14 protein-coding genes are annotated in these 19,345 nt (G+C 45.1%); 6 read left to right on the top strand and 8 right to left on the bottom strand.

Features of this window, described 5'->3' with window-relative positions; translation table 11 throughout:
- Window positions 1-59 precede the first annotated feature (59 nt).
- The 4 genes from A4R26_RS32985 to A4R26_RS32970 all read right to left on the bottom strand — a co-directional run bounded on the left by A4R26_RS32985 (window position 60) and on the right by A4R26_RS32970 (window position 6,642).
- On the bottom strand, window positions 60-2,420 hold the full coding sequence (locus tag A4R26_RS32985; protein WP_081171240.1) for an ATP-dependent helicase: 2,361 nt from the start codon (window positions 2,418-2,420) through the stop codon (window positions 60-62).
- A gap of 186 nt (window positions 2,421-2,606) precedes the next feature.
- Entirely contained in the window at window positions 2,607-2,960 is a 354-nt protein-coding gene (locus tag A4R26_RS32980) for a hypothetical protein (RefSeq protein ID WP_081171239.1), read from the bottom strand.
- A gap of 171 nt (window positions 2,961-3,131) precedes the next feature.
- Window positions 3,132-4,997 carry a M1 family metallopeptidase gene (locus A4R26_RS32975; protein ID WP_081171237.1) on the bottom strand — a complete coding sequence of 622 codons (1,866 nt, stop codon included), beginning with the start codon at window positions 4,995-4,997 and terminating at the stop codon, window positions 3,132-3,134.
- An 82-nt stretch (window positions 4,998-5,079) separates the two neighbouring features.
- Window positions 5,080-6,642 (bottom strand): hypothetical protein, encoded by a 1,563-nt coding sequence (locus A4R26_RS32970; protein WP_081171235.1) that lies wholly within the window; start codon window positions 6,640-6,642, stop codon window positions 5,080-5,082.
- Between the two features lie 602 nt (window positions 6,643-7,244).
- On the opposite strand from A4R26_RS32970, the gene A4R26_RS32965 reads away from it, so the two are divergent.
- From A4R26_RS32965 to A4R26_RS32955, 3 genes are all read left to right on the top strand, one after another.
- The gene (locus tag A4R26_RS32965) at window positions 7,245-7,484 is read left to right on the top strand and encodes a hypothetical protein (RefSeq protein ID WP_081171233.1); all 240 of its coding nucleotides are present in this window, start codon (window positions 7,245-7,247) and stop codon (window positions 7,482-7,484) included.
- Between the two features lie 143 nt (window positions 7,485-7,627).
- Window positions 7,628-9,877: a helix-turn-helix domain-containing protein gene (locus A4R26_RS35950; RefSeq protein WP_081171231.1), complete on the top strand. Its 2,250-nt coding sequence runs from the start codon at window positions 7,628-7,630 to the stop codon at window positions 9,875-9,877.
- 20 nt (window positions 9,878-9,897) lie between these two features.
- Entirely contained in the window at window positions 9,898-10,596 is a 699-nt protein-coding gene (locus tag A4R26_RS32955) for a phosphatase PAP2 family protein (protein WP_081171229.1), read from the top strand.
- 19 nt (window positions 10,597-10,615) lie between these two features.
- On the opposite strand, the gene A4R26_RS32950 is transcribed toward A4R26_RS32955, so the two are convergent.
- Complete coding sequence (locus A4R26_RS32950) at window positions 10,616-11,083, bottom strand: META domain-containing protein (protein ID WP_165760500.1); 468 nt, start codon at window positions 11,081-11,083, stop codon at window positions 10,616-10,618.
- Between the two features lie 139 nt (window positions 11,084-11,222).
- The gene (gene ypfJ / locus A4R26_RS32945; RefSeq protein WP_081171225.1) at window positions 11,223-12,074 is read right to left on the bottom strand and encodes a KPN_02809 family neutral zinc metallopeptidase; all 852 of its coding nucleotides are present in this window, start codon (window positions 12,072-12,074) and stop codon (window positions 11,223-11,225) included.
- Window positions 12,075-12,364: 290 nt separating this feature from the next.
- Here ypfJ and A4R26_RS32940 point away from each other — a divergent pair, with 290 nt between their 5' ends.
- The 3 genes from A4R26_RS32940 to A4R26_RS32930 all read left to right on the top strand — a co-directional run bounded on the left by A4R26_RS32940 (window position 12,365) and on the right by A4R26_RS32930 (window position 14,995).
- Entirely contained in the window at window positions 12,365-12,973 is a 609-nt protein-coding gene (locus tag A4R26_RS32940; RefSeq protein ID WP_081171224.1) for a YceI family protein, read from the top strand.
- Between the two features lie 33 nt (window positions 12,974-13,006).
- Window positions 13,007-14,320, top strand: coding sequence for a hypothetical protein (locus A4R26_RS32935; RefSeq protein WP_242675085.1), 1,314 nt, complete (start codon window positions 13,007-13,009; stop codon window positions 14,318-14,320).
- A 78-nt stretch (window positions 14,321-14,398) separates the two neighbouring features.
- Window positions 14,399-14,995, top strand: coding sequence for a hypothetical protein (locus A4R26_RS32930; RefSeq protein ID WP_081171222.1), 597 nt, complete (start codon window positions 14,399-14,401; stop codon window positions 14,993-14,995).
- Between the two features lie 9 nt (window positions 14,996-15,004).
- Here A4R26_RS32930 and A4R26_RS32925 read toward each other — a convergent pair whose 3' ends face one another.
- Entirely contained in the window at window positions 15,005-17,374 is a 2,370-nt protein-coding gene (locus A4R26_RS32925; RefSeq protein ID WP_081171220.1) for an ATP-binding protein, read from the bottom strand.
- Between the two features lie 343 nt (window positions 17,375-17,717).
- Entirely contained in the window at window positions 17,718-18,584 is an 867-nt protein-coding gene (locus A4R26_RS32920; protein ID WP_081171218.1) for an OmpA family protein, read from the bottom strand.
- Window positions 18,585-19,345 lie beyond the last annotated feature (761 nt).

Genomic DNA, 19,345 nt, shown 5'->3' with positions numbered 1-19,345 from the left:
TCCCCCCCGTTACACCTGCCCGTCGCCGGGCAGGCCTGTAATCTATTGTTTATTGCTTATTATTCTATGATCCTCAACCTGGCATAGTTAAGCATGATCTTCTTTTCACCATTCAGCTCAAACTTTACGGTAGCAATGGGATTGTGCGCGCTTCCTTCCATTTTTACCACTTCGCCAAATCCGAATTTCTGATGTTCAACCCGCTGTCCTACCTGTAAATTCGAAACATCACTGGCCACAAAATCGGCTGAAGGCACATGCTCTACCGGTTTGTTTTGTGGCTTGGGCGATATGTAAGAAGGAGTAGTTGATGTTGGTGTAGATGCTTTTTTCGAAGGCGGCGGGCCATACCGTTTTTCTGCCTGGTTGGCCGACTGACCGCCACCCCAGCCGCCGCCATTCATTCTGTCGTAGGCGCTGCGGTTGCCAATGCCCTGGTTACGCATACCGCCACCGGCAAAACTTCTGTCAACATATTGCTCAGGCAGTTCTTCCAGGAAACGGCTGGGCTCATTCTGCACCAGGTTACCAAAGCGGTAACGGGTATTGGCATAAGAGATCCAAAGCCTTTCCTTGGCCCTTGTAATTACAACATAGAACAAACGGCGCTCTTCTTCCAGCTCTTCGCGGGAATTTATAGACAACGCATTCGGGAAAAGCATTTCCTCCAAACCCGCGGCAAACACACAGCCGAATTCCAGGCCTTTGGCGGCGTGGATCGACATAAGTTTCACTGTATCGGCATTGGGGTCTTTTTCATCGGCATCTGTAAGCAGGGTGATCTGTTGCAGATAAGAACCCAACCCCTTGTCATTCACTTCGCCTTCTTCGGTATCGGGACTTTCAGTCCATTCCTTGATACTGTTCAGCAACTCCTGTACGTTTTCGTACCGTTGAACGCCTTCGGTACTTTTATCGTTGAATAATTCCTTTACAAAATTTGTTTGCTTACCAACATGCACGGCCACATCATAGGCATTCTTGCTTTGCAGCATGCTGGCGAAGCTTTTGATCATTACCACAAAATTTTCAATCGCCTCGAGGGTACCGGCTTTAAAACCAACCTCGCGTGCACGCTCAAGCACTTCCCACATGGAAATGTTGTTCTGATTGGCAACCAAAACAGTTTTATCGATGGTTGTTTTACCAATACCGCGCACAGGGTAGTTAATGATCCGTTTCAGCGCTTCCTCATCGCGCGGATTGACGATCACCCGCAAATAGGCAACATAATCCTTGATCTCCTTGCGCGAATAGAAGCTAAGACCGCCGAACATGGTATAGGGAATACCCATACGGCGCAGGCTTTCTTCAAATGCACGGCTTTGCGCGTTGGTTCTGTATAAAATAGCGAAATCGCGGTTGTTGTAATGATTGCGCAGTTTTTGTTCCTGAATGGTATCTGCCACATACTTACCTTCATCGTTATCGGTATTTAACCGCACCAGTTTTATCTTTTCGCCTTCGCCTTTTTCTGTCCAAAGGTTTTTGGGAATTTGCCCTTTGTTATTCTTGATCACCTCGTTGGCTACATCGAGAATGCTTTTTGAGCTGCGATAGTTTTGCTCCAGTTTTACCACTTTGGCGTCTTCATAATCTTTCTGGAACTGCAAAATGTTTTCAATGGTGGCGCCGCGGAAGCTATAGATACTTTGCGCATCGTCACCCACCACGCACACATTTTCATGCATGGCGCCCAGCAGTTTTATTACTTCGTACTGTGCGGGGTTGGTATCCTGGTACTCATCTACCAGAATGTATTTGAATTTGCGCTGGTATTTGCTGAGTGATTCGGGAACGTTTTTCAACAGCTCGTAAAACTTCAACAACAGGTCGTCGAAATCCATGGCGCCGTTCTTATAACAGCGTTTTACATATGCGTCATAGATCTGCGCTATGGCCGGGCGGTTGGTGCGCATGTCTTCCTGTTGAATAGCGTAATCATTCGCATATTCTACCGGGCCCACCAATGCGTTCTTTGCGCCGGAAATGCGGTTGTACACAGCCGCAGGCTTGTAGTGTTTGTCATCGAGGTTCAGCTCGTTCACTACCGTTTTTATCACACTCTTCGTATCATCTGTATCGTAAATGGTAAAATCGTTGGGATAGCCAATGCGATGCGCTTCGCCCCGTAAAATGCGGGCAAACACACTGTGAAAGGTACCGATATACAAATTTCTGGCTTCGCTGTTTTGAAGCACTTTCTCGATACGTTCTTTCATTTCCTTTGCCGCCTTGTTGGTAAAGGTGAGCGCCAGAATGTTAAATGCATCAACACCTGTAGCCATTAAATGCGCAATGCGGGTGGTAAGCACTTTTGTTTTTCCACTACCGGCGCCTGCCACAATCATCAATGGACCATCTCTATGTAAAACGGCTTCACGCTGTTGCGCGTTTAAACCCTGTAAATAATCTTGCATTTATGCAAGTTAATGCCTCTGCCGGTTATTTGTAGCGGAAAAAAAATATTAAATAGGTGTAGTTAATAACTAGTCATTATCTGTACAAAACTGAAGATACAGGCATAAAAAAGCCCTCCGGATCATCGGGGGGCTCCGTAATTCATTATGGTTCGGGAGAAATAGGTTAAAGATTGAACCAATTGCTTACGCCGTTGTTTCTTCCAGGGCCAGGGCTTCTGGTTGAGGCGTGCAATTTTTGATGCTTACCTGGAACTTGGTGTTCAGGCTGATAGCGTAATTGTTCGTTGCAAACAGCGTTTTGCAAGTAGCATCTTCCAGCATTACAGTAGCCAGGTCCATGGCCAACTGTGAAGTGCTTATCACATTAGCTACTTTGCCGTTGGTAAACTCAATGGTGAATTTGTACCCGGCTTTGCGAGCAACGCCGGCTTTTTCAAAATCTGGACGATTGAGGTTGAGCATCTGATCACCTGCGGCCGATTTCTTCATTAAAATTCTCAGAATGGGCAGGTATTTAAGCCAAATGTGAGTATACATTATAATAAGCGGTTTTACTATGGAAATAATAAACTAAGGAAAATGGCAGCAAGCGTCTGCAAAGATGCAAATTTAATTTGCTAAAAACGAATGAAAAATTAAAAACCTATGAATGTTTTTCCAGCCGGTAGTTGCAAACCCTTACTGCCTAAGCTACATGAAAAAAAATCCTCACTTATTATTCCACACATTATTCTTCCTGTTAACATCAGGAACATAGGTACTGCCCAGTGAAATTGACTTAACAGACGTTTTTGCAGGAAGTGTCAAGGTGACTGTATTTGCTTTTTCCCACACTGCTACAGAACGATGCAGTGTAGTTTTTGTTCCATCGGCATAGGCAACTGTTAAATCGACCGGCACCGGCTTATGGCCAACACAATCTACTGTTACGGAGTAGTTTGTTCCCGCTTTAACAACTTTTTTTATCGACAGATCGGGTACGCCGCCATCGATAAACCATCTTTTCCAAAACCAGTTGAGGTTTTTTCCCGAACCGGTGTTCATGCAGTTAAAAAAATCGAACGGAATGGGGTGTTTGCCTTTCCATTGCTGAATGTAGTAATGCAGTGCCCTGGTAAAAAGCGAATCACCCAGCATGTCTTTTACGTATAAATAGCCGAGGGCCGGTTTCGGATACGAATTAACGAAATAATTGGAGCCGCTTATCTGCGTAGAAAGTGTGGTAACGGGCGAATCGTTCTCCGATCCGGCCAGCCGTTCATACCCGCCAACGCCATAATCGTCAACAATACTGCTGTCGATGACCGGCGAAATGATCCATTCGCCGATGGTGGCCCAGCCTTCATCCATCCAGCCGTATTTCGTTTCGTTGGTGCCCATGTAAAACGGGAACATCATATGAAAAACCTCGTGATCGACCAGCTCGATGGTTTCAATGCGGCTGGCGAGCGGATTATCGTTCACCATCATCGGGTATTCCATTTGATCGAGCCCGTCAACAATAGTGACATGAGGGTAAGGGAACGGCCAGCGCGGAAATACGTAGCTCATGGCCCAAACCGTTTTACGGCCAAAATCAACCACTTCATAATAATCTTTGTGCGCCGGGTTGAAAACCGCATCTACCCGCGTTCTTCTTTTCGTGGCAGGGTCAACTTCGACACTTGTCGATTTCCACATATAATGGTCACTTACAGCGAACGCAAAATCGGTAACGTCGTTGGCTGAAAACTTCCAGGTGTTGAATGCGTTCTGGCGGGTGATGTTCTTTTGCAGCAGATCGGCCGAATCAATAATGTTAATAACGCCATCCTGCTTTTCGGCTGCCTGTAACCGCTGGCAATGCGTTTCGTTCAGTACGTCTTTGCAATTGGTAAGATCGCCGGTGGCCCACACTACAAAATTCACCGGTACCGTAACGGCCACATTGAAATTGCCAAAATCATTGTAGAATTCCTGGGGCCCGGTATACGGCTCCATATTCCAGCCATCCACATCGTCATACACGGCAATCCGGGGAAAGAAATAAGCCACGAAATCGGCGCCAGGTTCGATTTCACCGGTGCGGATATGAGAGGTTTTATTCAACGTATATGCGTATTGAATACTAAAACGCATAGTGCCGCCGGGCGCGAGTGAGCTAACCGGAACGCTCATGTTGGTTCCATTTATTTGCAGGCGGCTGCTATCGACGGTTGTGTTGTTATATTGGAACGATGAAATGTGAACGCCCTCCGTAATATCGGCAGGTTTTACGGGCATCAGGCGCACGCTTCCTTTTTTGTAGAGATTGGGGTACAGTTTAAAAACGATCTGCTGCAGCGTGTTTGGACTGTTATTAACATATTCGATGTCGACCTTGCCGGTAAGCAGCCGGGTTTCAGGATTAAAATTGATGTCGATGTTGTAGTTACCCGTATTCTGCCAGTATTTGGGGCCGGGCTGGCCGCTGTTGGTGCGGGTACCTTTTTCATAAGCCCCCACAATATTGCGGGGCATGGTCAACGTTACCTGGGCATTTGCTCCATAAAAACTTATCAGCGCTATTAAGATCAGGAACCGGCGTATTGACATAATGCATGTTTTATTGAAGATAATTAAACCGGCAGGAAAATAAAAAATCCCGCTGTGTGCGGGATCTTAATATCTGGTCAGATCAGGCTTTGGCCAAAAGCCGGTGCCTGCTCTTTAAATATTTTTCATATACAATGTCGCGCATAGGCTTCTGGTATACTTTACTTTCCGTCCAGGAAATAATATCGAGGTAAGCAAATGCCCTTGTTTCAAACGGGTTTTTTTCAAGATGTTTGATCTTGTTCAGGAATTTCTCCAGCTCTGGTTTCAATTCCCGCGGACTAACCCCAAATGAATGTCGAAGGAATTTCAGCATCTCCTCTTCCACCACCGTTATGTTTTTCATACGCGCCATAAAGCGGAATACCGATTTGGAGAGCGATTCCATCAACTCATAATTACCCATTTCATAATGGGCAAGCATGTGCAATAACCGGGCGTAACATTGCAGATCTACCCGCAGGTCGAGCGGGCCGTTGATAATCCTTTGCAGGTAGTCGATACATTTTTCAAAATCGCCGTTCCCGAAATACAGAGTTGCGATCTTGTAATTGAACACCAGAATGCGGTGCTGATCTACAAACAACGCATACTCTTCCAGCTTTTCTTCTATTTCAGGCACCAGGGCCAGTCCTTCGCGGAAAGTGCCCTGCATCAGGTGCTGGTTTATTTTCGCGCTGTTTATATAAATAAATGTATGCGTGCGGAAATTATCGTGGTGCGTGGCAACCGGCGTTCTGGAGAACTCTTCAAACTGCCTGAGCGTAATTTCAAACTGCTTGAAGTTACGCAGGTCGAAATGTGCGTTAAGCAGGTTGTGCATTCCCTTTATATAGTGGCCTGTTTCCACTTCTTTCATCAGGGGATGTTCTGTGTACAGGTCGATCCACTTTTGACCGTAGCGGTAATACATCAGGAAATCCTGCTTTATAAATGCATACCAGCTATAGCTCTGGTACAGGTACAGCCGTTCGTAAAAGCCGTTTACGACATTCATATCGGCAGGCAGGTATTCTTTAAAGAATTTTCGCAGTTCCTGCTCGTCTTCGGGATTGCGGGCATGGCCATTGAGCACAAACCAGCGATACATGAGCAGGGCGAGGTTCGAAAGCCGGGTAACGCGGTCGATATGACTGCTTATTTCCTGCGCTTCCTCTGCTAAATGAAGTGTTTTTTCGGTAGAACTGCGGGTGATGTGAAGCGTTTCGATCTTCTTTTCCAATGAGATCACCTGGGCCAGGAAATTGAACTTCTGGTTGGCGCGCGCGATCTCCTTAGCCTTTTCAAGAATTTTAAGGGCTTGCAGTTTTAATCCTTTATTATAAAGCACCCGCGCATGGTCGAGGTGTTCACTGAGCTGAAGATCAATATTTTCGGTAGCCTTTAACAGCCTAAGGCTGGCCAGTAACTGTTTATATAAATGTGTTTTTATGTTGGCAAGTTGCGGCTTTTTGATGTCTGGTAACTTCTTAAGCAACAACTTTTCGTCATACTCGGGTAATTTATCCAACGCGTCGAATAACCGTATGATCTTCAAGTCTTCGTTTGCCGAACTTCTTTTTATATAAAGTTTAAAGTGCCTCTTTTCCGACTTCTCCAGTGAATGAACCAATTGAAACAATGCATCTGTAAATCGGTTGGACATAATTATGAAATTTGCCTGAAACTCAGTACCGGTAAGGGTTTTAGGTTTTCTTTCACACTCTTGGCGTAATAAAACCGGTAGTAAGATGTTTCGAAAGATACGGATTTACATCCTACTTTTGATTCAGCAAATGAGCAAATGGTTATGGGAAGCAATCGTTAGAGTTATAGCAATCATTAGAGGCTCAAAAAAGAATACGGCAAGTTAATACCCAGTATTCAAAAAGACAAATAGATTTATCTCTTTTTTCATATGGCAAGCAATCGTTAGAGGCCAGCTGTTTCTACAGGTGGCTTTTTTTATTTGCCTTTGCTAATATAGCTGTTTTTTTCAATTTTCCGCGTTTTCTGTGATCTAAATCATATAAAAAAGGCAGTTTTTTTTTATTCGGGCCTTAAAACATGACATATCAACTCTTCCTTTTTTCATTATTCGCATCTGATTTTTTTATTTCAAGCCCGCAACACAATAAAAAACTATATTTTATAAATCGTAATATCTTAGCCTGAGCGGTAGGCTCCACCATTTGTGACCCCTCAAAACCGGCCCAAACAATGGGCCCGTTTTCATTTTAAAACGATACTCTATCATATGATTTCACCATGTTTTCATATGAAAATGGTACCCTGCCATATGAAAATGGTACCCTGTCATATGAAAATGGTGCTCTGCCATATGAAAATGGTACCCTATCATATGAAAATGGTACCCTGCCATATGAAAATGGTACCCTATCATATGAAAATGGTAACCTGTCATATGAAAATGGTGCCCTGTCATATGAAAATGGTGCCCTGTCATATGAAAATGATGCGCCGGGATATTTTTTCAGGGCACTTTGAAATAAACATTGATACCCCCAATAACGGAGCCATAACCTGCCCTGCTTATTTATCATCATTATAAACGGATTGCGCCAATCTTATAGCTGCCTTTTTCTCACCTTTACCGGTCATTACTTATCTTGCCTCAAAGTGTGTGAGTTATGGCTTTTTCCGGAGATTCATCCAATCATTTGTTCCAACTGGCTGTTCGGTTTGTGAATCAAACTAACCGCCACATTTTCCTTACCGGAAAGGCTGGTACCGGAAAGACCACTTTCTTAAAATACATCCGGGACAATACTTTTAAAAAACTGGCCATCGTGGCGCCTACCGGCGTGGCCGCCATCAACGCCGGCGGGGTTACCCTGCATTCTTTTTTCCAGTTGCCGCATGGCTCGTTCTTACCGGTTCAGCAAACCGGCTGGAACAGCAATAACTCCTTTAACACGCCGCACACGTTGTTGAAGAACCTCCGGCTCAACAATGATAAAAAGGTATTGCTGCAGGAACTGGAACTGCTGATCGTTGATGAAGTGAGCATGCTGCGGGCCGATCTGCTCGATGAAATTGACTGCATTTTGCGTCATGTTCGTAAAAAGCAGTTTGAGCCTTTTGGCGGCGTTCAAATGCTGTATATAGGCGACCTGTTTCAATTACCCCCTGTTGTTAAAAACGAGGAATGGGAAATTTTACGTCAGCAATACCGAAGCCCTTTCTTTTTCGATGCCCAGGCCCTGCAACAGAATCCGCCGCTTTACCTTGAACTGAAAAAGATCTACCGCCAGCACGAACAGGAGTTCATTTCAGTGCTCAATAATATCCGCAACAATAAAACCACCCAGGCCGACCTCGACCTGTTGAACAAACATTACCTGCCCGGTTATGAAAGCAGCGGTACAGAAAGCTATATTACCCTTACCACGCATAACGCAAAGGCAGATACTATAAACCAGGTGCAGCTTGAAAAACTGGCTGGCGACGGAATTGAATGCAAAGCCGAAATAACCGGCGACTTCAACGAGCGCGCTTATCCTGCTGATCTTATACTGCAGCTGAAAGAACGCGCCCAGGTCATGTTCATCAAAAACGACAAGGGCGAATCAAGAAGGTTTTACAATGGAAAGATCGCCACTATTTCGCGTATTGCCGGCGAAGAGATCTATATCAGGTTCGAAGGCGATGAACACGACATGCTGCTGGAGAAAGAAACCTGGCGCAACATCCGGTACCAGTATAATCAGGAAGAGGACAGCATTGAGGAAGATGAAGTAGGCGCCTTTAAACAGTACCCCATCAGGCTGGCCTGGGCCATTACCATTCACAAAAGCCAGGGCCTCACCTTCGATAAAGCCATTGTAGATGCCGGTGCGTCGTTTGCGCCCGGACAGGTTTACGTAGCCCTGAGCCGGTTAACTTCCCTGGCCGGCCTCGTGCTTTATTCGCGCATACAACCCTCCAGTATACACACCGATGAACGGGTAATTGAGTTTACCCGGCTCGAGAAAGAAGAAGATCAGCTGGCACAGGAATTACAGCAACAACAAAAGATATTTATAACCCGCTCCCTGGTGCAAACATTCGACTGGTTAAAGCTGGCAGAAGGCATGGAAATGCTCTATGAAAGTTACGAAACCCGCCAGGTACCCGATAAAAACCATTGTGTGCTTTGGGCAAAAGCCTTGCTCGATACCGTTTTGAAACAACAGGAAATGGCCGGTAAGTTCTCGCGGCAACTGGAGCAGTTGCTACCTAACGCAATGCAGGATGGCTACCAGTTCCTGCATCAACGCGTTTCGGCAGGAAGCACCTATTTTTTACAGGCTATGGACGAAATGGAAACGTCAATCAAAAACCACATAGCCGAAATAAAAGTAAAACCAAAGGCCAAAAAATATGTTGCCGCGTTACAGCAATTGAACCTGCTGCCACAACGAAAAAAACAACAACTGAACCAGGCTGTACAAATTACCGAAGGGTTGGTGAAAGGCGTAAATACCAGTGAGATCCTCGAGCTGGTAGAACAAAAAAGAACGGAAGTAATTAATCGGGAGCAGAAGGAGACCATGGAAAAGAAAACGGCGAAACCACAAAAAGGCGATTCGAACCGGATAAGCCTGCAGTTGTTTAGGGAAGGTAAAAGCATTACAGAAATTGCAGCAATACGGGAACTGGCCCCTTCTACCGTTGAAAGCCATCTGGTTTCGTTTATAAAAACCGGTGAGGTAGATGTAAAAGACGTGGTTCCTGAACATAAAGTCGCTCTCATTCTCCAAACCGTGGAAGAATTGAATTTACCAACACCCGCTTCATCGCCGGTAAAGGAAAAACTGGGTGAGGATTTTTCATGGATAGAAATAAAGGCGGTGCTGAGTTACAGGGAATGGTTACAGGTAAGCAAAGCAGCCGATTAACAGGCAATAATCAATAGCGTATGACAAAAACAAGTCTGCCGCCCGAAGAAAAAAAAGTAGCCGACAAGGTCGTCATTTTTTCAAAAGAGCTGATCATATTGCTGGCGGCCTTTGCCGTTAGCCTCTTCACTTTTATATTCATCGCCTTCCGCGTTTTTTATCTCGATAAAACCGGGGCCGATGAAAAAGCTTTTGCCTTTGCACGTTCTATAGTTAATGACAGTACCACCAAACTAATGGAGATCGTCACTTTTTTTGGATCGCATTACTTTTTAATTCCCGCCAACCTGTTGGTGTCTTTTTATTTTTTGCTCACAAAAAAATCGCGGTATTCAATAAAAGTTAGCGCTATCGCACTTAGCAGCGTACTGATCATGTTGGGGTTAAAATTATTATTCAACCGCCACCGCCCCCTTATCCCTTTGCTGGAACCGGCCAGAGGCCTGAGTTTTCCCAGCGGTCATGCCTTTATGAGCGTTTGCTTTTATGGCCTGTTGATGATCATCATCTGGCGCGAAGAAAGACCCCACCCTGTTCTAAAATGGGTGTTACTGATTTTGGTTGTTGCCCTGCTATTGTTTATTGGCTTTAGCCGTATTTATTTACGGGTGCATTATTTCACCGATGTGGTGGCCGGCTTTTGCATCGGCTCGTTCTGGTTGTTGCTGAGCTCCTTCCTCATCGACCGTATAAGACCGGCCGGACTGAAACAAGCCTGAGCCTCCGCCACCATATATACTATGCTTTATTGATCACCGGCCTGGTGGCCACTTTGCGCGTCCACCTTGACAATTCTGTTTGATTGAACATCAGTGTCAGTATCCCGTTCTGCAATTTGTAACTATTCGCCAGTAACAGGTTTTCGATAAAGGCTTTCTCATTATAGCCTATGCATGCCATCTTGGTAGTAACGATCCGCTGATTGAATTGAATGGTGGTATCGGTAAAATCAAAGGTGCCGTTCATATTGTTACAGCCTGTATTACCGGTGAACCGTTTTGTTGAAAGGTCGAGATGTAAACGGGGAATTTTACCCGCTGCCGTATCGGAGGCTATAACGGGCTGTAAAAACCATACTCCGCCCAATCGGGTAGTATCTTTTTGAGCCGGTGAAGCCTGCGCCACCGGTGTGTCTTTTTTTGCCTGAATAGTACTATCGGTAGTGGGTAAATTATTGCCAGGGGAACCATTACAAGACAGTACCATTATGCTTATAAGTAAGGTAAACGGTCTCATACCTTAGGCAACTTAAAAAAATATGCCAGGGAGAGGACAGTATTTTGGGATTGCGGGATGTAGGGATTTTGACATAAAAAATCTCAAAATCCCTACATCTCTAAATCAATCAATTTAAAGACGGATCCTGGAAGGTATTACCCTGGCTTATATCACCGGTTTCAAACCCTTTTTTAAACCAGTACATGCGCTGGGCAGACGTACCATGGGTAAATGATTCGGGAACAACCCGGCCCTGGGCTTGCTTTTGTAAGCGGTCGTCGCCAATGGCATTGGCCGCATTAAGGGCCTCTTCAATATCGTTTGCTTCAAGAATGTTTTTCGTCCGCTGGGCATGATGCGCCCAAACGCCCGCCAGGAAATCGGCCTGCAGTTCGAGCATCACACTGTATTTATTGTATTCTTCCTCACTCACACGCCGGCGCAGTTGGTGCATTTTATCGCTGGTACCATTCAGCTTTTGAATATGATGGCCAACTTCATGCGCTATCACATAGGCCATGGCAAAATCGCCGGGAGCGTTCAATTTATTCTGCATGTCTTCAAAGAACGACAGATCGATATAAACCTGCTGATCGCCGGGGCAATAGAAAGGGCCGGTAGCGGAACCCGCCATTCCGCAGGCGCTTTGTACCGATTGTCTGAAAAGGACCAGCGTGGGTTCTGTATATGATTTGCCTGATTGTGAATACAACTGATTCCAGACATCTTCGGTATCAGCCAGTACTACTTTTACAAAACTGGCCCTTTCGTCATCGAGCTTTTTTTCTTCGGCAGACATTTCCTGCTGCGGACCGCCCTGCGGTAATGCTTCATTCACCGCAGAAGTGTCGCCAAGTACGAAAAACCTTACCAATAGAACTATTACGCCAATAATGCCACCGCCAACTGCCAGTCCACCCCCTGAAATACCTCTACGGTCATCAACATTAGAGCTTTCGCGCCGTCCGGTCCATTTCATAATAAATCATTTATAGTACAAAAATAGTCTCCTTCCCCATAATTAAAAACTTTGTTCCCTGTTAGCCAAAGCCCAACAGCCCGCCGAACCTGATAAACGACAGCAAAACGGGTGATGCCGCCTGACCATCGTTTCCCCTCATCGCCCAAAAACATGATCTAATCTACCTGCGCTCATGATCATCTTCATGTTTTGGCTTGACATACATCAATACCGCCTCACCTTATCGCATATAGCTTTGTGATATCAAACTAACCCAAACCATCTCCAAATACTTTAAAAGGTTTACTATGAAACGTTTTCAATCCAGGCTGCATGTAATAAGGATCGCTGCACTCACCTTTATTATTTATAGTGTGAGCCTGTTCAATACCGTTCACGCACAAACAACCTATCAAACCGCCGGGCCTGTTAAAATCAAGATCCAGGGAACCTCCAATATCCACGACTGGGAAATGAAAACTGAAAAAGGCAACAGCACCGCCGTATTCGTTACAGATGCAAATGGCGTTATCAACGGGCTTACCTCACTAACGTTCACCATGCCCGTTGAAAGCCTGAAGAGCGAGCACTCAGGCTTGGATAAAAATGCATACAAGGCAATGCAAAGCAGTAAATATGCATCGCTTTCTTTTACAGTTTCGTCGGCCTCCATAAAACCTGCCGGAAACAACTTCCAGGTTTTTTCAAAGGGAAAGTTAACCATCAGCGGCGTTACCCGCGATGTGGATGTAACAGGTACCGGTACTGTAAATCCCGATAAAAGCATTGCACTTAACGGTTCCTACAAACTTAAAATGACATCTTACAACGTTACTCCACCCAGCATTATGCTGGGCGCTATAAAAACCGGTGACGATATCACCGTAAACTTCAACCTCCTGTACAAAGCCAGATAAACTAACTATTTAAACAATTTAAAATTTACTGTCATGAGATACACATCCTTGCTTTTAAAAGCTTTCACCATCGCCGCCTGCTGTATGCCTGTGGCCCTTAAAGCGCAGTTCAGCGACAGCATAGGCTATATGCGCTACAACGATCAAAGAGGCATCAATGTATTTGAAACGTCAAAAGAAACGCCTATTGAATTTACCGGCATCAAGATCCGGCTCGGCGGTGGTTTCACCCAAACGTTCCAGGGACTGAAACACGAGAACAGCTACGGTAAAAACACCAACCAGAAATTGTATGGAATAACTCCCGGTTTCAATACCGCATCGGCAAATTTGACAATGGATGTTGCTTTGGCCGACGGTATCAGGTTAAACCTTACTTCATATCTTTCTTCAAGACACCATAACGAAACCTGGGTAAAAGGCGGCTACATCCAATTCGACAAATTGCCTTTAAAAGGAAAACTCTTCGATGACATCATGAAAGTTACCACCATCAAAGTGGGTCATATGGAGATCAACTATGGCGATCAGCACTTCCGCAGGTCAGATGGCGGTCACACCTTCTACAACCCATTTGCAGAAAACTATATCATGGATGCGTTTGCTACCGAAATAGGCGGTGAAATATATGTTCAGAAATATGGTTTCACCGGTATGGTGGGTGTTACCAACGGATTGATAAAAGGTAATGTTGACTCGGTAGCCGTTACACCGCAGGATGACAACATTCGCAAAAGCCCGTCGGTATATTTGAAAGGTGCATACGACAACCAGATCACCGATAAAGTACGGGTGCGTTTAGCCGCTTCTTATTACCATAACAGCAGCGCTGGTAAAAACGGCAACACACTGTTTGGCGGCGACCGTACCGGCTCCAACTACTTTATGGTGCTTGAACCAACATCCGGATCATACACAGCTAACTATGCCTCAGGCCGTTTGAACCCCGGCTTCAGCAAAAAGATAGATGCCGCCCAGTTCAATGCCTTCGTAAAAGTTGGCGGAGCCGAACTGTTTGGCACATATGAACAGGCCCGCGGTCGTACAAATGCAGAAACCTGGTCAAGAAAAATGAACCAGTTTGCCATCGATGGTGTTTACCGCTTTGGTTGCAAAGAGAACCTGTACGTAGCAGCCCGTTATAATACAGTAAAAGGAAGATTACAGAATATAGATGACAATATTACTGTAGAACGGATTGTGGGAAGCGCAGGCTGGTTCATTACCCGGAACGTGTTATTGAAAGGTGAGTATGTACAGCAGAAATATCTCGATTTCCCCGTCGGCGATATTCGCAACGCTGGAAAATTCTCCGGGTATGTGATTGCAGCTACTGTTGGATTCTAGCATTACTCTCACAAAGCCTCCCATTGTACCGGGAGGCTTCTTTTTTTCTTTTATGAACTTTATAAAATCCTTTGGGCCATGTTGTTCATAATACTCTTCCATCTTCTTTTTGGTACGCCCCTGCCGGAAAACAATGCGGCCAATCCATTGGTAAAACGCTGGGTAGTGGCCGGCAACAGCTCACTCAATATTGAAGGCCGTTCGAACCTGAGCCCCTTTTGCTGCGAGGTTACCAAATACCTTGAATCAGACACCCTGCAGTATATAAAGAATGAAGCTACCCGCCAGCTTGTTTTCAATAACAGCCGGCTTACAGTAAATATCAATGACTTTGATTGTCACCAACGGCTCATTACAAATGATTTCAGAAAAACATTAAAGGCCGATCAAAACCGCTTTCTTAAAATACAGTTCATTTGTCTCGATGCTTTTGATCCGCAGCATCCGCAAACCGTTCGGGGCAAGGTAGATATCCTGCTGGCCGGGCGAATTAAATGCACTACCATAGATTTCAAAACCAGTGTAAGCAATTCCGGTCTTATTCAAATGAATGGAACAAAAACACTGTTATTCTCGGAATTCAATTTAACACCGCCCAAGAAACTCGCGGGGTTTATAAGAATAAAAGAAGAGATCAAAGTAAATTTTCAATTGTACTTCAAACCGCTGGCATAAGCGCCCACCTTAGTTCTTCAGGTGTTTCAACAACACCCTGAACAGTTCATCGGGATTAAATGGTTTCACTACTATATCGGTAAGTCCCGCGCTTTGCACATCCTTTTCCACCTCGGCCGGCAGGCTGGCCGTCAATGCGATCACCGGCAGCGTTACTCCGCGGGCACGCAACCTGCGGGTTGCCTCAAAGCCATCCATAACGGGCATATTCAGGTCCATCAGCACCAGGTGATATTTTCCGGGTTGAATTTTCTCCAGCGCTTCCTGGCCATTATTTGCCACATCCACCACTGCACCACTGCGTTCGAGCAACGCCTGGGCTACCAGAACATTGAAAGGATTGTCTTCTACAACCAATATGGAAACATCCTGCAATTGTTTATCGGGTTCCTGCTGCGGACCGGGCTGCTCTTCCTGCATTACCGGTTCATCGCTTACTGTAAATACCTGGCTGAAATAAAAGACCGATCCTTTTCCTGGTTCACTTCTTAAATTAAGCACCACGCCCTGTAATTCAAGTATGCGTTTTGTAATAGCGAGGCCCAGACCGGTTCCGCCATAACTGCGCGAAGTGGAGGAGTCGGCCTGTGTAAAACGATCGAAGATCAATTGCTGTTTATCGGGTTCAATTCCAATACCGGTATCGGAAACCCGAATGGTAAGGGTTATATGCTCTTCAGTTATTTTTTCTGCCTGTATCGACAGCGTTACCGAACCCGCTTCGGTAAACTTTATGGCATTATGTACCAGGTTATAGATCACCTGGCTTGTGCGGGTAGGATCGCCGATTATCTTACGGTTGATACGGGGATCGGTTTCGGTAGTTAAAGTAATATTCTTTTCCGCCGCCTTGCTGCTTAATCCGCCGGTAATGTGTTGTGCTATGGAAGCGATATCGATCGGAACCATTTCAAAATTGATCTTCCCGGCCTCTATCTTATTATAATCGAGAATATCGTTTACGATCGACAACAGGTTATTAGCCGAGAACAATAGAACATTCAGGTTCTTCTCCTGGTCTTTTCGCGGGGTACTTCTCAGTAACAGGTGGGCCATGCCGATCACCACGTTCAACGGGGTGCGTATTTCATGCGACATGGTTGACAGGAATTCCGTTTTGGTGCGTAAGCCCTGTTCGGCTTCATCGGCCGCTTTTTTAAGCGTATAAGCAAACCGGTGCGATAACACCAGCGACTGCAGGAAGAAGAAGATCACATAACCGGCAAAAACGATCCATTTATCGGTGCTTACGATCTGGAAATAATTTAAGTTGATAATCAAAAACACCAGCAGCATTACGCCGCAGCTCATCAATGCAAACACCGCTCCCACGCGTTTAAATTGTACGGCCCTGATACAGGAATAAAAAGCAAAGCCTATGTATAAGAACATTACGACCAGGAAGGGTATAATGCCTTTTGTAAAGATCCATGGCGGCGATACAGCAATTACAAGCGCATAGAACAGGCAAATGTACACTACTGCGTTTACGATATACCTGTTGGCATCTTTGGGGTATACGCTGTGAAAATAGCGGGAGAAGAGGGCTACCCCAAGTGTAAGGCTTAAATATTCTATCCGTATCGTTACGAACCAGCTAAGGCCGGGAAACACGGAATGCAATACATACAAACTGGTGCCTATCATCCGGTAGCTGTACACGATACAGAACAAAGAAAAATAAAGGATGGCTTTGTCGCGGCTGCCAAATGCATAAAAGCCAAAAAAGAAGAGCCCGCCCATAAACAGGCAACCCGCCAGCAGCAGATCATAGGCCCGGTCGCGTTGCAGTTTCAGATGCAGTTCATCGCTTTTGCCAACAAAAAGCTGTTTATAGGTTCCGCCCTTGGAGTGCCAGAAGTTGGCAACCTGCAAAAGCAGGCGAACCGTATCGGCGGCGGCAGGAAGATTAACGGTTTGGGTGCTCCAGAATGGAACGGCGGTTTGTTCCGTTGAATCGGGCCTGCCATTGGATAGCAGTAATGAATCATTTACAAACAACCGGTACGAGCAATACACATCGGTCATGAACATAGCCAGGCTGGGCCGGTCTTTTGGCAAAAGAATAGTGAGCGCATAGGTAGCATATCCTTCTACCGGCAATGTTTCGCCATGCAGTTTGATTTTGTTCCACAAAGAAGGATAGGCAACATAATCGGGTGGGCTTACTATTGAATCGCCGGGCCATAATAACTGCCGCCAGTAAAACTGCCATTCCCCGTTGAGGGAAGCCGGCTGGTCGTGAAGGTTTGCAGAACGCAGGTCGAGAACACCTTTTTTAGCAGTAATTCCGGTCAATGGCTCATCCTTTGCCAAACAAGCTGGCAAATGGCCCAAAATAGTCAGGGCAATCAGAATGATCCATCCGAAATGCTTCATAACAACCGGTTAGGGCGCTTTCTACAGGGTTTAGTTACTCAAACGAATCACATTCGAAAAAATGATCAATGGGCAACAAATTAATCGCATTCACAGGGTTTCGGAAAATAATGGCGGCTTTGTTCGAATAAAATTAAACATCATCCAACAAATTAGGTAAAATCACTTAAATCAATAGCCGTATTCAGGTACAGGCATATTAGAGGAGGATTAAAATAGAATTTATTACTTCATCACGATAGCTTTTTTTATCAGAGAACCGCCGGTTGCCTGCAATAATCTGCATAAAAAAAGCCACTCCGCTTAAGCGGAATGGCCCAATATTGTTTTCTAACACATTACTTTATTTTTTCGTCTCAAGCAGTTTAAAGAACTGATCGAGCTGCGGTAAAATAACGATCCTTGTTCTGCGGTTGGCAGCACGGCCGGCAGGGGTATCGTTAGGTGCAACCGGTAAATACTCGCCGCGACCGGCAGCTGCAATATGTGCAGGGTTCAAACCGTATTGATTTTGCAGCACGCGAACCACGGCAGTAGCACGGTGTACGCTCAGATCCCAGTTGTCGAGCAGTACGCCTTTGGCAAATTTCACATTGTCGGTGTGGCCTTCTACCATGAATTCGATATCGGGTTGCGCCTTTAACACTTTGGCTACTTTGCCCAACACTTCATTCGCTTTTGGCGTGATCACATAGCTGCCGCTGTTGAACAGCAGTTTGTCAGAGATATCGATGTATACTACACCTTTATCAACCTTGATATTGATATCTTCATCGGCCAGGTTGCCTATTGCGCCCTTCAGGTTCATCACCAGCGCCATGTTCAATGAATCTTTACGCGCCATGGATGCCTGCAGATCCTGTATATACGCATCTTTAGCACCGATATTCTCAAGTGATTTCTTAATGCTTTCAGCTTGTGATGAAGAAATAACCGACAGGTCCTGCAATTGCTTTAAGGCCTGTGAATTGTTTTGTTTCAAGAACTCGTTTTGTTTCTTCAGGTTGTCGATCTCGCTCTCGAGCGTTGCTTTATTACGGGCATATTCTGCTTTAGCGTCTTCGCAGCCTTTCAGGTCGCCCTGTAATTTTACATAGTTAGTATTCAGCGCTTCGTATTTTGCTATTTCGCCTTTATATTTTTTTGAGCTAACACATGAAAAAAGTAACAGAGAAGAGAGTCCTGTAAATAACACCTGCTTACATTTCATATAATATGTTGTTTTAATTGTTTTGCCAATACTGCACGGCCACTCATTGTTAATGGCCCCTTACGCAAGTATTGTGCCTGGCAGCCGCAAAGGTATAGATTGAACGCATTATCACTCATTCAAATTTGTTTAAATCAGGAATTTAAGATCGTTTTAATAAATTTTTTTTTACTAATAGCAGTTATATAATAGAAAGTGCCTGTTTTTATTAACAGATGCAACCTTCAGATGGCAGGGAATAGTCATGGATAATTGGCCTTGCCTTTTTTCATTTGCGGGCACCTGCAAAACCAAACTAACGGCCAATAATAATCGTTACTTGCTTCTGCCTGGTTACATAAAAATCACTCCTTATAAACTTCACTTACTATTTGAAAAGGCCAAAAACCCGGAACGGGCATGTGTGAAACCCGGGATGAATGACATAATCCATGTGTCAACCATGTGTCAAACATATGTGTTCCATTGGTAAAGTATACCATTTGGCACATGGCCGGTACAAGGATGACACGAGGTTCATACATGGTATATGTATCGGATAACAGCATCTGACAATGACGAAATTACCATCCCGGCTGCAGGTTCTGCGTGACTGCGAAAGAATTTTACCGAAAACGGCTGCAAGCGGCCTGCCGGCACAGGCACCAGATAGCAGCGTGTTTAATTTGTAATTAACACATTGTCATCGCAGAGCTGCCGGTAAACAGGTAAGCATACAACAAATGATCATATGAGAACGTACCGTGAATAAAAAATACCAC

Origin of the sequence: Niastella populi, assembly GCF_002078015.1 — a bacterium.
In the GTDB taxonomy this organism is placed as follows: domain Bacteria; phylum Bacteroidota; class Bacteroidia; order Chitinophagales; family Chitinophagaceae; genus Niastella; species Niastella populi.
This window is presented reverse-complemented; position numbering and strand designations above follow the sequence as displayed.